At 70.7% G+C, this 14,671-nt stretch carries 16 protein-coding genes and 2 riboswitches; of the genes, 14 read left to right on the top strand and 2 right to left on the bottom strand.

The window, feature by feature from the left end; all coding sequences use genetic code 11:
• Positions 1–61 precede the first annotated feature (61 nt).
• A riboswitch (glycine riboswitch) is annotated at positions 62–165 on the top strand.
• 180 nt (positions 166–345) lie between these two features.
• The 7 genes from gcvT to ACZ7GJ_RS30435 all read left to right on the top strand — a co-directional run bounded on the left by gcvT (position 346) and on the right by ACZ7GJ_RS30435 (position 7,795).
• Positions 346–1,461 (top strand): glycine cleavage system aminomethyltransferase GcvT, encoded by a 1,116-nt coding sequence (gcvT, locus tag ACZ7GJ_RS30405; RefSeq protein WP_470756109.1) that lies wholly within the window; start codon positions 346–348, stop codon positions 1,459–1,461.
• 80 nt (positions 1,462–1,541) lie between these two features.
• Positions 1,542–1,925: a glycine cleavage system protein GcvH gene (gene gcvH, locus ACZ7GJ_RS30410; RefSeq protein WP_470756110.1), complete on the top strand. Its 384-nt coding sequence runs from the start codon at positions 1,542–1,544 to the stop codon at positions 1,923–1,925.
• 16 nt (positions 1,926–1,941) lie between these two features.
• Positions 1,942–3,198, top strand: a complete 1,257-nt coding sequence (gene glyA, locus ACZ7GJ_RS30415) for a serine hydroxymethyltransferase (protein WP_470756111.1) — start codon at positions 1,942–1,944, stop codon at positions 3,196–3,198.
• A gap of 163 nt (positions 3,199–3,361) precedes the next feature.
• On the top strand, positions 3,362–5,017 hold the full coding sequence (locus tag ACZ7GJ_RS30420; protein WP_470756127.1) for an APC family permease: 1,656 nt from the start codon (positions 3,362–3,364) through the stop codon (positions 5,015–5,017).
• A 139-nt stretch (positions 5,018–5,156) separates the two neighbouring features.
• Entirely contained in the window at positions 5,157–6,539 is a 1,383-nt protein-coding gene (locus tag ACZ7GJ_RS30425) for an L-serine ammonia-lyase (protein WP_470756112.1), read from the top strand.
• 232 nt (positions 6,540–6,771) lie between these two features.
• Positions 6,772–7,179, top strand: a complete 408-nt coding sequence (locus tag ACZ7GJ_RS30430; protein WP_470756113.1) for an SsgA family sporulation/cell division regulator — start codon at positions 6,772–6,774, stop codon at positions 7,177–7,179.
• Between the two features lie 115 nt (positions 7,180–7,294).
• Positions 7,295–7,795 (top strand): AMIN-like domain-containing (lipo)protein, encoded by a 501-nt coding sequence (locus tag ACZ7GJ_RS30435; protein ID WP_470756114.1) that lies wholly within the window; start codon positions 7,295–7,297, stop codon positions 7,793–7,795.
• A gap of 40 nt (positions 7,796–7,835) precedes the next feature.
• Here ACZ7GJ_RS30435 and ACZ7GJ_RS30440 read toward each other — a convergent pair whose 3' ends face one another.
• Positions 7,836–8,549 (bottom strand): flavodoxin family protein, encoded by a 714-nt coding sequence (locus ACZ7GJ_RS30440; protein ID WP_470756115.1) that lies wholly within the window; start codon positions 8,547–8,549, stop codon positions 7,836–7,838.
• Between the two features lie 88 nt (positions 8,550–8,637).
• A riboswitch (cobalamin riboswitch) is annotated at positions 8,638–8,833 on the top strand.
• Between the two features lie 29 nt (positions 8,834–8,862).
• Between ACZ7GJ_RS30440 and ACZ7GJ_RS30445 the strand changes: the two genes are divergently transcribed.
• From ACZ7GJ_RS30445 to ACZ7GJ_RS30465, 5 genes are read left to right on the top strand one after another with little or no spacing between them, the layout of a single operon-like run.
• The gene (locus tag ACZ7GJ_RS30445; protein WP_470756116.1) at positions 8,863–9,555 is read left to right on the top strand and encodes an energy-coupling factor ABC transporter permease; all 693 of its coding nucleotides are present in this window, start codon (positions 8,863–8,865) and stop codon (positions 9,553–9,555) included.
• On the top strand, positions 9,555–9,905 hold the full coding sequence (locus ACZ7GJ_RS30450; RefSeq protein WP_470756117.1) for an energy-coupling factor ABC transporter substrate-binding protein: 351 nt from the start codon (positions 9,555–9,557) through the stop codon (positions 9,903–9,905). Before ACZ7GJ_RS30445 ends, ACZ7GJ_RS30450 begins: the two co-directional genes overlap by 1 nt.
• 3 nt (positions 9,906–9,908) lie before the next feature.
• Positions 9,909–10,658, top strand: coding sequence for a cobalt ECF transporter T component CbiQ (gene cbiQ / locus ACZ7GJ_RS30455; RefSeq protein ID WP_470756118.1), 750 nt, complete (start codon positions 9,909–9,911; stop codon positions 10,656–10,658).
• Positions 10,655–11,476 carry an ATP-binding cassette domain-containing protein gene (locus ACZ7GJ_RS30460; protein WP_470756119.1) on the top strand — a complete coding sequence of 274 codons (822 nt, stop codon included), beginning with the start codon at positions 10,655–10,657 and terminating at the stop codon, positions 11,474–11,476. The genes cbiQ and ACZ7GJ_RS30460 overlap by 4 nt, the downstream gene beginning before the upstream one ends.
• 29 nt (positions 11,477–11,505) lie before the next feature.
• The gene (locus ACZ7GJ_RS30465) at positions 11,506–12,042 is read left to right on the top strand and encodes a PadR family transcriptional regulator (RefSeq protein ID WP_470756120.1); all 537 of its coding nucleotides are present in this window, start codon (positions 11,506–11,508) and stop codon (positions 12,040–12,042) included.
• Positions 12,043–12,108: 66 nt separating this feature from the next.
• On the opposite strand, the gene ACZ7GJ_RS30470 is transcribed toward ACZ7GJ_RS30465, so the two are convergent.
• Positions 12,109–12,321, bottom strand: coding sequence for an EF-hand domain-containing protein (locus ACZ7GJ_RS30470; protein WP_365927318.1), 213 nt, complete (start codon positions 12,319–12,321; stop codon positions 12,109–12,111).
• 254 nt (positions 12,322–12,575) lie between these two features.
• Between ACZ7GJ_RS30470 and ACZ7GJ_RS30475 the strand changes: the two genes are divergently transcribed.
• Together ACZ7GJ_RS30475 and ACZ7GJ_RS30480 are read left to right on the top strand one after the other, a co-directional pair.
• Positions 12,576–13,343: a tRNA-dependent cyclodipeptide synthase gene (locus ACZ7GJ_RS30475; protein WP_470756121.1), complete on the top strand. Its 768-nt coding sequence runs from the start codon at positions 12,576–12,578 to the stop codon at positions 13,341–13,343.
• The gene (locus ACZ7GJ_RS30480) at positions 13,324–14,562 is read left to right on the top strand and encodes a cytochrome P450 (RefSeq protein ID WP_470756122.1); all 1,239 of its coding nucleotides are present in this window, start codon (positions 13,324–13,326) and stop codon (positions 14,560–14,562) included. Before ACZ7GJ_RS30475 ends, ACZ7GJ_RS30480 begins: the two co-directional genes overlap by 20 nt.
• The last annotated feature ends 109 nt before the right edge of the window (positions 14,563–14,671 follow it).

Consider the following 14,671-nt stretch of genomic DNA (forward strand, 5'->3'; position numbering starts at 1 on the left):
AATCGGCGCCGCACCGTGCAATGATGTGCGCCATCTGGACACCAACTGCATACCGGCCGCTTGAATCCGCGCGGGAGAGTCCCGGCACGCCGCAAGGCCGTGTCCGGGCGCCGAAGGAGCAAGTACCTCCCTTGAATCTCTCAGGCCCCGTACCGCGTGGATGAGGCAGATCTGAAAAGCGAGCCGCGCCTTTCGTCCCCGTGACACCGGCGTGCGCTCCACCCAAGGTGCAAGCCGACGAATCCCCGTGAACGGGGGAACTCTCGGCGAACCTCTCAGGTTCCGATGACAGATGGGGAGGATCCTCCTCGTCATGTCATGCCCTGGGACCCGGGAGCCACACCCATGAGCACTGCCCCCCGTCTGACCGCCCTCGATGCTCTGCACCGCTCGCTCGGTGCGACCATGACCGACTTCGCGGGCTGGGACATGCCCCTGCGGTACGCCAGCGAGCGCGACGAGCACAACGCGGTCCGCACGAAGGCCGGCCTGTTCGACCTCTCCCACATGGGCGAGATCACCCTGACCGGCCCGGAGGCCGTCAAGGTCCTCGACTACGCGCTGGTCGGCAACATCTCCACCGTCGGCGTGGGACGCGCCCGGTACACGCACATCTGCCAGGAGGACGGCGGGATCGTCGACGACCTGATCGTCTACCGCCTGGGCGAGACCGAGTACATGGTCGTCGCCAACGCATCGAACGCCCAGGTCGTGCTGGACGCGATCACCGAGCGCGCCGCCGGCTTCGACGCCGAGGTCCGCGACGACCGCGACGCGTACGCCCTGATCGCCGTCCAGGGCCCCGAGTCCCCCGGCATCCTGGCCTCGCTGACCGACGCCGACCTGGACGGTCTGAAGTACTACGCCGGCCTGCCCGGCACGGTGGCCGGGGTGCCCGCGCTGATCGCGCGTACGGGCTACACCGGCGAGGACGGCTTCGAGCTGTTCGTCTCCCCCGAGCACGCCGTGGAGCTGTGGCAGGCCCTGACCAAGGCCGGCGAGGGCGTCGGCCTGGTCCCGGCCGGCCTGTCCTGCCGCGACACCCTGCGCCTGGAAGCGGGCATGCCGCTGTACGGGCACGAGCTGACCACCTCCCTCACCCCGTTCGACGCGGGTCTGGGCCGGGTCGTGAAGTTCGAGAAGGAGGGCGACTTCGTGGGCCGCGCCGCCCTGGAGGCCGCCGCCGAGCGCGCCGAGTCCAACCCGCCGCGCAAGCTGGTCGGCCTGATCGCCGAGGGCCGCCGCGTCCCGCGCGCCGGCTTCCCCGTCGTGGCCGACGGCCAGGTCATCGGCGAGGTCACCTCGGGCGCCCCGTCCCCGACGCTGGGCAAGCCGATCGCGATGGCGTACGTCGACGCGGCGCACGCCGCGCCCGGCACCTCCGGCGTCGGCGTGGACATTCGCGGTACGCATGAGGCGTACGAGGTCGTGGCCCTGCCGTTCTACAAGCGGCAGAAGTAGCGCCCGTACGCCGTACCGGCCGTCTCACTCCGCAAGACCACCGTTCGTATCCACTCCCCCGCATCCAGGAGAATCAGGTCATGAGCAACCCCCAGCAGCTGCGTTACACCAAGGAGCACGAGTGGCTGTCGGACGCCGTGGACGGCGTCGCGACGGTCGGCATCACGGAGTTCGCGGCCAACGCGCTCGGTGACGTCGTCTACGCCCAGCTCCCCGCGGTCGGCGACACCGTGACCGAGGGCGAGACCTGTGGCGAGCTGGAGTCGACCAAGTCGGTCAGCGACCTGTACTCCCCCGTCTCCGGTGAGATCGTCGAGTTCAACCAGGACGTCGTGGACGACCCGGCCCTGGTGAACTCCGCCCCGTTCGAGGGTGGCTGGCTGTTCAAGGTGCGTCTCTCGGAGGAGCCGAAGGACGTGCTGACGGCCGACGAGTACGCCGCGCTCACCCACTCCGACAACTGAGTCCCAGGGGAACCTGATGTCCGTTCTGAACACCCCCCTCCACGAGCTCGACCCCGATGTCGCCGCCGCCGTCGACGCCGAGCTCGTGCGCCAGCAGTCGACCCTGGAAATGATCGCGTCGGAGAACTTCGCTCCGGTCGCCGTCATGGAGGCCCAGGGCTCGGTCCTGACCAACAAGTACGCCGAGGGCTACCCCGGCCGCCGCTACTACGGCGGCTGCGAGCACGTCGACGTGGTCGAGCAGATCGCGATCGACCGCATCAAGGCGCTGTTCGGCGCCGAGGCCGCGAACGTCCAGCCGCACTCCGGTGCGCAGGCCAACGCCGCCGCGATGTTCGCACTGCTGAAGCCGGGCGACACGATCATGGGCCTGAACCTGGCCCACGGCGGTCACCTGACCCACGGCATGAAGATCAACTTCTCCGGCAAGCTCTACAACGTGGTCCCGTACCACGTCGACGAGACCGGCGAGGTCGACATGGCCGAGGTCGAGCGCCTCGCCAAGGAGTCCAAGCCGCAGCTGATCGTCGCCGGCTGGTCCGCCTACCCGCGCCAGCTGGACTTCGCCGCCTTCCGCCGCATCGCGGACGAGGTCGGCGCGTACCTGATGGTCGACATGGCGCACTTCGCCGGCCTGGTCGCCGCGGGCCTGCACCCGAACCCGGTGCCGCACGCCCACGTCGTCACCACCACCACGCACAAGACCCTCGGCGGTCCGCGCGGCGGTGTCATCCTGTCGACGCAGGAACTGGCCAAGAAGATCAACTCCGCGGTCTTCCCGGGCCAGCAGGGCGGTCCGCTGGAGCACGTGATCGCAGCCAAGGCGGTCTCCTTCAAGGTGGCGGCCTCGCCCGAGTTCAAGGAGCGCCAGGAGCGCACCCTGGAGGGCGCGAAGATCCTCGCCGCCCGCCTGGTCCAGGACGACGTCAAGGCCGTGGGCGTGGACGTCCTCACCGGCGGCACCGACGTACACCTGGTCCTGGTCGACCTGCGCAACTCCGAGCTGGACGGCCAGCAGGCCGAGGACCGCCTCCACGAGGTCGGGATCACGGTCAACCGCAACGCCATCCCGAACGACCCGCGGCCGCCGATGGTCACCTCGGGTCTGCGGATCGGTACGCCGGCGCTGGCCACCCGCGGTTTCGACGCCGAGGCCTTCACCGAGGTCGCCGAGATCATCGCGGCGGCCCTGAAGCCCGCGTACGACGGCGAGGCCCTGAAGGCGCGCGTCTCCGCGCTCGCCGCGAAGTTCCCGCTGTACCCGACGCTCTAGGCGCCGGCCTGGAAGGGCCCGGCCTTGTTCTGCAGGCCGGGCCCTTCTCATGACCAAAGCCCCAGGCGGATGCGGCCCATTGCCACTGATTCGACCAAAAAATGGCAAATAGGCTCCGAATAAGAGCATGACGGCATCCCCCTGGCAGGACGGACACGCACCCATGGACATGAGCGCAGCCAACAAGAAGGGACTCAGTCTCTTCGCGTTGATCATGATCGGCATCGGTTCGATCTTCGGTTCGGGATGGCTCTTCGGAGCCGGCACGGCCGCGCAGGTCGCCGGTCCGGCGGCGCTCGTCGCCTGGGTCATCGGCGCCGTGTTCATCGGCATGATCGCCATGTCCTACGCCGAGGTCGGCGCGGCCTACCCGATCCCGGGCGGCATGGCCCGGTACGGCACCATCTCGCACGGCCCGGTGCTCGGCTTCATCACCGGCTGGGCGGTGTGGATCGCCGTGGCCTCGCTGATCCCGATCGAGTCGATCGCGGCGACCCAGTACATGTCCTCATGGAGCTTCGGCTGGGCCAAGGACCTGGTGGACGCCCAGTCCCACCAGCTGACCACCTTCGGCATGTTCGTGGCCCTGGCGCTCACCATCCTGCTGTGGCTGTCCTGCTACTGGTCGGTCCAGCTCCTGGCGAAGATCAACGCGGCCCTGACCCTGGTCAAGTTCGCCATCCCGGTGCTCGCCGTCGCCGCGCTGATCGCCTCCGGCTTCCACACCGACAACTTCACCGCCCACGGCGGCTTCGCACCCAACGGCTGGACCGCCGTCCTGACCGCCGTCACCACCTCCGGCGTCGTCTTCGCCTTCAACGGCTTCCAGGCCGTCGTCAACCTCGGCGGCGCCGCCAAGAACCCGGGCCGGGCCATCCCCATCGCCCTGGTCGGCGCGCTCTCCCTGGGCCTGGTCATCTACCTCGCCCTGCAGACGGCCTTCCTGGGCGCCGTGCCTCCGGAGCACCTGGCGCAGGCCGGCGGCTGGGCGGGTGTGAACTTCAACTCGCCGTTCGCCGAGCTCGCCAAGCTGCTGATGATCCACTGGGTCGTGGTGATGCTCCAGTTCGGCGCCTTCATCTCCCCCGCCGGCTCCAACATCGCCAACGTCGCCTCGGCCGCGTACATGGTCCAGAACCTGTCCGAGACCGGCTTCTTCCCCAAGCGGCTCAAGGAGACCCACCCCTTGTACGGGACCGCGCGCCCGGCCATGTGGATGAACCTCGGCTTCTCCGTGCTGCTCCTGGTCACCGTCGGCCACAGCTGGAAGACCCTGGCCCCGATCATCTCGGCCGCCATGGTCATCTCGTACCTGATCGGCCCCATCGCGGTGGGCGTCTTCCGCCGGACCAAGCCCGGCCTGCCCCGCCCCTTCCGGCTGCCCGCCGCGAAGGTCCTCTGCCCGCTGACCTTCGTCTTCGCCGCCTGTGCGCTGTACTGGTCGAAGTGGCCGAACACCGGCATCGTCACCGCCCTGACGCTGCTGGCCGCACCGATCGCCGCGCTCGTGCTCTCCCGCAAGGGTGAGAGGAACCTCTCGAAGCAGTTCGCCCCGGCCTGGTGGATCGTCTTCTTCCTCGGCGCCCTGTCCCTGCTGTCCTGGCTCGGCTCCACCGACTTCGGCGGCCGCGGCACCATCCCGGGCGGCTACGACATCGCGCTGGTGGCCGCCATGGCCCTCGGCACCTATTTCTGGGCCGTCGAGGCGGGCGTCAGGGCCCACCACGCGGGCCTGCCGGGCCCCGACCCGGTCCTGGACGGCTCCGCGGAGCCGCAGGCCCAGGGCGAGGCGCCGGAGCGAGAGCTGACCCACGCCTGAACGAAACCCCTCCTACCCGTCCGGCAGCCGAGCTGTTCACCTCACCGAGTTAAGCTCGTCTGCCGGACAAAATCCGCAGATCACCCACCCCGCTTCTCCTGCCCCCTCCCACCCCACGAGCAGACAAGGGAGTCCGCCAGTGGCCATCTCCGTCTTCGATCTCTTCTCCATCGGCATCGGTCCGTCCTCCTCCCACACGGTCGGTCCGATGCGGGCGGCACGCATGTTCGTGACCCGCCTGAAGAAGGACGGTGTCCTTGCGCAGACCGCCTCCGTGCGCGCTGAGCTCTTCGGCTCCCTCGGCGCGACCGGCCACGGCCACGGCACCCCCAAGGCGGTCCTGCTGGGCCTGGAGGGCCACTCCCCCCGCACCGTGAACGTGGAGACGGCCGACGCCGAGGTCGAGCGGATCCGCCAGAGCGGCCGCCTGCGCCTGCTCGGCGCCGAGATAGGCGATGTGCACGAGATCGCCTTCGACGAGCCGAACCAGCTGATCCTGCACCGCCGCCGGTCCCTGCCGTACCACGCGAACGGCATGACCCTCTTCGCGTACGACGAGGCCGGCGCCCCGCTGCTGGAGAAGACGTACTACTCGGTCGGCGGCGGGTTCGTCGTGGACGAGGACGCGGTCGGCGAGGACCGGATCAAGCTGGACGACACCGAGCTGAAGTACCCCTTCCGCTCCGGCGACGAGATGCTCCGCCTGGCGAACGAGACCGGCCTGTCGATCTCCTCCCTGATGCTGGAGAACGAGAAGGCCTGGCGCACCGAGGAGGAGATCCGCGAGGGCCTCCTGGAGATCTGGCGCGTCATGCAGTCCTGCGTCTCGCGCGGCATGTCCCGCGAGGGCATCCTCCCGGGCGGCCTGCGGGTCAAGCGCCGGGCCGCCTCGACGGCGCGCCAGCTGCGCACCGAGGGCGACCCGATGATGCACCGCAGCGAGTGGACGACGATCTACGCGATGGCGGTCAACGAGGAGAACGCGGCGGGCGGCCGCGTCGTCACCGCGCCCACGAACGGCGCGGCGGGCGTCCTGCCGGCCGTCCTGCACTACTACGTCAACTTCGTGCCGGGCGCGGACGAGGACGGCGTGGTCCGCTTCCTCCTCGCGGCGGGCGCGATCGGCATGCTCTTCAAGGAGAACGCCTCGATCTCCGGCGCCGAGGTCGGCTGCCAGGGCGAGGTCGGCTCGGCCTGCTCCATGGCGGCCGGCGCCCTCGCCGAGGTCCTGGGCGGCACCCCGGAGCAGGTCGAGAACGCGGCCGAGATCGGTATGGAGCACAACCTCGGCCTGACCTGCGACCCCGTCGGCGGCCTGGTGCAGATCCCGTGCATCGAGCGCAACGGCATGGCGGCGGTCAAGGCCGTCACGGCGGCCAAGATGGCGATGCGCGGCGACGGCACCCACAAGGTCTCCCTCGACAAGGTCATCAAGACCATGAAGGAGACCGGCGCCGACATGAAGGTCAAGTACAAGGAGACCGCCCGCGGCGGCCTCGCGGTCAACGTCATCGAGTGCTGATCCGCCACGACTGACGAGGAGGGGCCCGGCGTCCGCGCCGGGCCCCTCCTCGTTTCCGGTGCCGGGCCGGGCGCCGTGCACCCGTCCGCCCCCGTGCGCCCCCGCCGTCCTGGCGGAAAAAGGTCGAGGGACCCGCCCTCACGGGACCTTTGGCACGGGGGCGCCGCCGGGGCGTGGGCTAACTTGCCCGAGTGGGCGGGAAATCCCCCACGCCGAGAGAGAGGCGGGCCGCATGTCCTGCACCGAACACCGCGTCCTGCCGCTCCGGCTGGAGGCCACTCCCGTATCCGTCCCGCTGCGGGGCGTGTTCGCGTACCGCTCCGAGCGGCCCTACGAGGTCACCCTCGACTTCGAGGGCGCCGGGACGCATCTGGCGCGCTGGGTGTTCTCCCGGGAGCTGCTGCTCGACGGGCAGGTCTGCGCCACCGGCGAGGGCGACATCCAGGTCTGGCCGCGCTGGGAGGGCAGCGAGCCGCGGATCTTCCTCGCCTTCAGCAACGGCGCGCAGAGCTGCGTGGTGTCCGCCCGGGCCAAGGACGTGCGGGAGCTGTGCCGGCGGATGACGCAGCTGGTGCCGCGCGGGCACGAGCAGCGCCACTACGACCTCGACGCCGAGCTGAGCGCCCTGCTGCTGCGCTGAGGGCCGGCAGGTCGGCGGGGCGGCGGGGCGGCGGGGCCTGGAACCGGGGGCGCCGCGGCGGTGTCCTCATGAGTGACACCCGTTTGTCCCGTCTGAGGAGATTCGGAGGGACGCCATGAACCGCCTACGTCGCCGCCAGGTCACCGCCCTGATCACGGGCGCCCTGCTCACCGCGGGCATCGGCCTGGCCGCACCGGCCTCCGCCGCCACCCGCACCCAGACCCCGCTCGTCGTCAACGCCCGCTGGGGCGGGCACTGCACCTACGACCGGCTCGTCATCGACCTCCAGGGGTACGTGCCCCCGGTCACGGTCGAGGCCGTACCCGAGCTGGTCTACGACGGGTCCGGCAAGCCCGTACCGCTGGCCGGGAACCACTTCCTGTCGATCCGCCTGCACCCCGCCGCCGGTCACGACGACGCGGGGAACAACGTCTACCAGGGCCCCGAGCTCCAGAAGATCTACCTGAGCAAGCTCAAGGGGATCGCCCTGACCGGCGACTTCGAGGGGTACGTCACCTTCGGTGCCGCCTTCGACACCAAGCCCACCTACACCACCTCGGTCCTGCACTCGCCGGAGCGGCTCGTCGTCGACTTCCCGCATCCCTCCGTGTGCTGAGCGCCCGGTGCCCGGGGCGCCGCCGCGCGCCCCGGGCGGCTCAGCGGTGCTCGGGGTTGGGGAAGTCGAAGCGGCAGCCGGCGTCCCACTCGGAGCGCTGGTTGCCGTGCGCCGGCATGCCGCCGGCCCGCTTGAGGAGGGCGGCCAGGTGCATCAGGTTCCACGACATGAAGGCGGTGTTGCGGTTGGTGAAGTCGTTCTCCGGGCCGCCCGATCCGGGGTCGAGGTACGAGGGTCCGGGCCCGGCCTCGCCGATCCAGCCGGCGTCGCCCTGCGGGGGGATCGCGTAGCCGAGGTGCTGGAGGCTGTAGAGGATGTTCATGGCGCAGTGCTTGACGCCGTCCTCGTTCCCGGTGATCAGCGCCCCGCCGACGCGCCCGTAGTACGCGTACTGGCCCCGCTCGTTCAGGATCGAGGAGCAGGCGTAGAGCCGCTCGATCACCTGCTTCATCACGGAGCTGTTGTCGCCGAGCCAGATCGGGCCGCAGAGCACGAGGATGTCGGCGTCCATGATCTGGCTGTACAGGACCGGCCACTGGTCGCTCTCCCAGCCGTGCTCGGTCATGTCCGGCCAGACACCGGTGGCGATGTCGTGGTCCACGGCGCGGATCAGCGAGGTCCGGACGCCGGCCGCCGCCATGACGGCGCGGCTCCTGTCGATCAGGCCCTCGGTGTTGCTGGTCTCGGGCGAGCGTTTGAGCGTGCAGTTCACGTAGACGGCGGTCAGGTCCGAGTAGTCGAAGTCAGAGGCCACTCCCCCACCCTCCCCGGGGCCGCGCGGGCCCGCCACCGGACCGCGGCCGTACGAATCGGTGCAAGTTGTTACCGGTCCGTCCGGGCGACTAGGGTCAGCGGGCCTTGGTGTTCGGGAAGCCGGTGGGAAACCGGCGCGGCCCTCGCCACTGTGAACGGGAAGTCCGGCTCCACTCCTGCGGGAAAGCCACTGGGCTGTGCGGGAGGTTCCGCGCCGCCCGGGAAGGCGGAGACAGGGCATCACCACCCGTGAGCCAGGAGACCGGCCGGGGTGCGTTGTCCATCCACGAGGTGCTGGAGAGGTCTCCCTACTCATGCATATAGCCGAGGGGTTCCTGCCCCCTTTGCACGCGGTCGCCTGGGGCGCCGCGTCCGCTCCCTTCGTCGTACACGGTGTCCGGGCCCTCACCCGTGAGGTGAAGGCCAACCCCGAGAGCACGCTGCTGCTCGGCGCGTCCGGAGCGTTCACGTTCGTCCTTTCCGCCCTGAAGATCCCTTCGGTGACGGGCAGTTGCTCGCACCCCACCGGGACCGGGCTCGGAGCGATCCTGTTCCGGCCGCCGATCATGGCCGTGCTCGGCACGATCACCCTGCTGTTCCAGGCGCTGCTGCTGGCGCACGGCGGGCTGACCACGCTCGGCGCCAACGTCTTCTCCATGGCCATCGCAGGCCCTTGGGCGGGCTACGGGGTCTACCGGCTGCTGCGCCGCTTCGACCTCCCCCTGATGGTGACCGTCTTCTTCGGCGCCTTCTTCGCCGACCTGGTCACCTACTGCGTCACCAGCGTGCAGTTGGCGCTGGCCTTCCCGGACCCGGGTACGGGCTTTGCCGGTGCGCTCGCGAAGTTCGGCGGGATCTTCGCGGTCACCCAGATCCCGCTCGCGGTGAGCGAGGGCCTGCTGACCGTCCTCGTGATGCGGCTGCTCGTGCAGTCCAGCAAGTCGGACCTGGTCCGCCTGGGCGTCGCGAAGCTCACCGGGGACAAGCAGCAGGGAGCGGCGGCCTGATGGGCATCAAGATGAGCAAGAACACGAAGGTCAACGCTCTGCTGCTGCTCCTGGTGGCGGCGCTCGCCGTGCTCCCGATCGCGCTGGGGCTGGGCGAGGGCAAGGAGGAGCCGTTCACGGGCGCCGACGCGCAGGCGGAAGCGGCCATCACCCAGCTCAAGCCGGACTACGAGCCGTGGTTCTCCCCCCTGTACGAACCCCCGTCCGGGGAGGTCGAGTCGGCGCTGTTCGCGTTGCAGGCCGCCCTCGGAGCGGGCGTGCTCGCGTACTACTTCGGCGTGCGCAAGGGCCGCCGCCAGGGTGCGGCCGCCGCGCGCGAGGCCGCCGCCGAAGCCGCCCCGGAGTCCTAGGCGGTGCTGCCCATCGACGTAGCGGCCCACAGCAGCCGCTGGCGCCGCCGCCATCCGCTGGAGAAGGCGCTGCTCGGCCTCGGACTGACGGTCACCGCCGTGTCCCTCCCGCCCTGGCCCGGCGGGCCGTTGGTCGGCGCGGCGACCCTCGCCCTGCTGCTCGGCCCCGCCGGGGTGGGCGGACGGCAGCTGTGGCGTGCCTTCCGGATCCCGCTCGGCTTCTGCTTCACCGGCGCGCTGCCGCTGCTGTTCGCCGTCGGCGGTCCGGCCGGGCCGCTCTCGCTCGCCCCCGACGGGCCGCGCCATGCGGCGGAGCTGCTGCTGCGCACCTCGGCCGCCTCGCTCGGCGTGCTGCTGTTCGCCTTCACCACCCCGGTCTCGGACGTGCTGCCGCGGCTGGTGCGGGCGGGGGTGCCGGCCCCGGTGGTGGACGTGGCCCTGGTCATGTACCGGATCGGGTTCCTGCTGCTGGACTCGATGGCCCAGGTCCGCCGGGCCCAGGCGGCCCGGCTCGGGCACACCGGCCGGGCCGCGGTGTGGCGCTCCCTGGCGGGGCTCGCCGCGACCTCGTTCGTACGGGCCTTCGACCGCGCGGCCCGGCTCCAGGTGGGGCTGGCCGGGCGCGGCTACGACGGCGCGCTGCGGGTCCTCGTACCGGAGGCGGCGCTGTCGTGGCGGTTCCTGGCGGGGACCGCGGCCCTGCTGGCCGCACTGATCACCCTGACTCTCCTGCTGAAGGGGCTTTACCTGTGAGGCCGTTGGTGGAACTGGTGGGCGCGGGCTACGCGTACGAGGACGGCCCGGCCGTCCTGTCCGGCGTGGACTTCGCCATCGCGCAGGGACGGGCGCTGGTGCTGCTGGGCCGCAACGGCAGCGGGAAGACCACGCTGATGCGGCTGCTGAGCGGGGGCCTGCGGCCGGGTACGGGCGAGCTGCGGCTCGACGGCGCGGAGGTCGGCCACGACCGCAAGGGGCTGACGCGCCTGCGCACGGCGGTCCAGCTGGTGGTCCAGGACCCGGACGACCAGCTCTTCGCCGCCTCGGTGGAGCAGGACGTGTCCTTCGGCCCGATGAACATGGGCCTGGCGCCGCAGGAGGTACGGTCCCGCGTGGACTCGGCGCTGGCGGCCCTGGACATCACGGCCCTGCGGGACCGCCCGACGCACCTGCTCTCGTACGGGCAGCGCAAGCGCGCGGCCATCGCGGGCGCGGTGGCTATGGCGCCGCGCGTGCTGATCCTGGACGAGCCGACGGCGGGCCTCGACCCGGACGGGCAGGAGCGGCTGCTGGACGCCCTGGCGGGCCTGCGTGCGCAGGGCACCACGGTGGTCATGGCCACGCACGACGTGGACCTGGCGGTCCGCTGGGCCGACGACGCGGCGGTCCTGACCCCGTCGGGCATCCGCTTCGGCCCGGCCGCGACCCTCCTGTCGGACCCGGCCCTGCTGGCCTCGGCGGGCCTGCGCCAGGCCTGGTCCCCGGCGGTGACGGCCTTCCTGCGCGCCCACGGCCTCCTGCCCCCGCAGGTCCCGGGCCCCCGCACGCCGGAGGCCCTCGCGGCCTTGCGGTGACGCGGGCGCCGCAAACCTAGGATGGCCGCATGTCGCTGCCGCACGCCATCCTCACCGCCCTGCTGGAGAAGCCCTCGTCGGGGCTGGAGCTGACCCGGCGGTTCGACAAGTCGATCGCGTACTTCTGGTCGGCCACGCACCAGCAGATCTACCGCGAGCTCGGCCGGCTGGAGGAGGCCGGGCTGATCCGCGCGCTGCCGAGCGAGGTGCCCGTACGGGGACAGAAGAAGGAGTACGAGGTCCTCCCCGACGGCAGCGCGGAGCTGGCCCGGTGGGTCGGCGAGAGCCAGGACCCGAAGCCGATGCGCGACCCGCTGCTGCTGCGGATCCGCGCGGCGGGCGTGGTGGGGCCGCAGGGGCTGGGCGCCGAGCTGCGCCGGCACCTGGAGCTGCACCGGGACCAGCTGGCGAAGTACGAGGCCATCGAGGCGAAGGACTTCCCCCCGGGGCGGGACGCCGTCGAGGACCGGCTGCGCCGGCTCGTGCTGCACGGCGGGATCGCCCTGGAGAGCTTCTGGCTGGCCTGGCTGGAGGAGGCCCTCGGCGAGGTCGAGGACATGGGCTGACGCGCATGGCCTGACGCGCCCCCGCTGCGGCAGGCGGGCGGGGGCGGGGCCTGTTCGGTGCGGGGCCTACTTGTTGAGGGAGGCCCAGAACTCGTCGAAGCTGAGGAGCTTGTCGCCGTCGGTGTCCTTGGCGGCTATGACGGCGTCCGCGACCGCGCCGGTGACGAAGGCGTCACCCATGGCCTTCATGGCCGCGCTGTACTCGTCGGCCGTGATGAAGCCGTCGCCGTCCGCGTCGAACTTGCCGAACGTCGCCCGTGCGCTCTCGATGTCCGCCACTGGGTCCACCCCTTCTTGGTGCTTGTTGACCGGCTCAGGGTAGCGGCCTCACGCCCCCGTCCGTCCCGCGGGTCCCGTTCGAGCGGCAGATAGAAATTCGATTACCCTTCCGTAATGCGGAAGCGATAATTCCAGCCAACAAATGAGACCCCCACTTGTCACGCTCCGGGGCCACGGCATAACGTACCGACATTGCCGCCACACCAGGAGCGCAGGGCTCCCAGGGACAAGCGGCAACAAGGGCGATCACACAGGTGACGATCACAGCCGACGCATCATTCGAAGTTCTGCCCTTCACCCGCACCTGCCGCCATATCTGGGAAGACGGCGACCATGTGCTCATCGGAGTCAGTCCTGGAAACAGCTACTTCAGTTCCGAGCGCATCACCAGCCTCGCCCGATGGGCCACGACCCGCTTCGCGCAGGTCGACTTCGTCTACGCAGACCTTCACGTCGACCGGATGTTCGCCGCTTTCGGCTACACCCGGGAACACGCCGAGAAGCGCGCGACCAAGGAAATCAAGGCGGTCCGGCGAAGGATTCTCAAGGGCGTGGAGGAATCAGGGACCTCGCACGCCGAGATCCGAGTGAGGGCACTTTCGGAGTTCCAGGCGAACCCCGTGTACCAACTACTGCACCGGCGCGTGCTGCATTTCCTGGAGAACGACGACGAATTCCGCAAGGGCTGCGAGGAAATGGCCCTCCACTTTGTCGGCTCCAAGTTGCCGGAAGGTGAATCCATCACGGACAGCCAGTTGCAGGTCTGTTTCGATTACATGGCAGCCGAGCTGCCGTTCTTCGTGGACACCCCGAGCATTCTCGACGTGCCGTCCTCGGTGGCGGCCTACCACGTCAAGATGCCGATGACCGATGTCCTGTTCGCGCGGGGCGGGGGCCTGCGCGCGACCCGGAACCAGGCGTACGCCGTCGTCCGGCCCGAACCGGCCGAGGCCGCGGCCGCCGTACCCACCACGAACCACGCACCAACCGAAAGGAACGTCGATGAGCGTCGAGCAGCTTGAGGGCCGGGAGATCCAGGAGCAGCCGCTCCTCGACTTCCCGCTCTCGCGGCGCGGTGACGTGCTCCCCGAGGAGTGCACCTGGCTGCGCGAGAAGGCACCCGTCGCCAAGGTCCGCACCCTCACCGGGGACCCGGCCTGGCTGGTGAGCAGCTACGCGCTGGCCAAGCAGGTGCTGGAGGACGAGCGCTTCAGCCTCAAGGACACGGCGAACGCCGGGGTCCCCCGCCAGTACGCGCTGACGATCCCGCCCGAGGTCGTCAACAACATGGGCAACATCAACAGCGCCGGCCTGCGCAACGCGGTCATGAAGGCGCTCAACCCGCGCCAGAAGGGGCTCCAGGACTGGCTGCGCGCCAAGGCCGGGGAGCTCATCGACCAGCTGGTCGCCGAGGGCGGTCCTGCAGACCTCCGGGCGGGGTTCGCCGACCCCTTCTCGGCGGCCATGCACTGCCAGGTGCTGGGGGTGCCGTTCGAGGACTGGCGGCGCCTGATGTCGGGGCTGGACGTCGCGTTCATGACCGCGCGCGAGCCGTTCGCCGACTCGGCGCTCAACTGGTACAAGGACGTCGGCTACTTCGAGGACCGGCTGAGGGCGCAGCTCGCGCTGCCCGCCGAGGAGCGTACGGGGCTCCTCGGCAAGTTCGCCGAGCTGAAGGAGGCGGACCCGGAGTCGGCGCACCTGACCGACGACATGTTCGCGACCGTCGCCGTCTCCCTCTTCGGCGCCGGCGCGGTCTCCACCTCGGCCTTCCTCACCCTCGCGGTCCTGGCGCTGCTCCAGAAGCCCGAGCTGATCGGGTACCTGCGCAAGCACCCGGAGCGCATGGGCAAGGCGGTCGACGAGCTGCTGCGCTGGAACCTGTCGGTCGGTGACGGCCTGCCGCGCATCGCGATGGCGGACGTCCAGGTCGGGGACGTGCTGGTGAAGGAGGGCGAGCTGGTCCTCGTCCTCCTGGAGGGCGCCAACTTCGACCCGGAGGCCTTCGAGAACCCGGACGAGCTGGACCTGGAGCGCGAGGGCTCCAACGCCAACCTGGCCTTCGGCGCCGGCCGGCACTTCTGCCCGGCGTCCGCGCTGGGCCGGGCGCACGCCGAGATCGCGCTGGAGGTGCTGGTCGAGCGGCTGCCCGAGCTGCGGCTCGCGGTGCCCGCGGAGAACCTCGTATGGCGCACCGGCTTCATCAAGCGGCTGCCGGAACGACTGCCCGTCGCCTGGTAGTCGGGCGTCCCCATGACGCGGGGGGGGGGGGGGGGGGGGGGGGGGGGGGGGGGGGGGGGGGGGGGGGGGGGGGGGGGGGGGGGGGGGGGGGGGGGGGGGGGGGGGGGGG

The sequence above is a fragment of the Streptomyces sp. NPDC037242 genome (assembly GCF_055604165.1).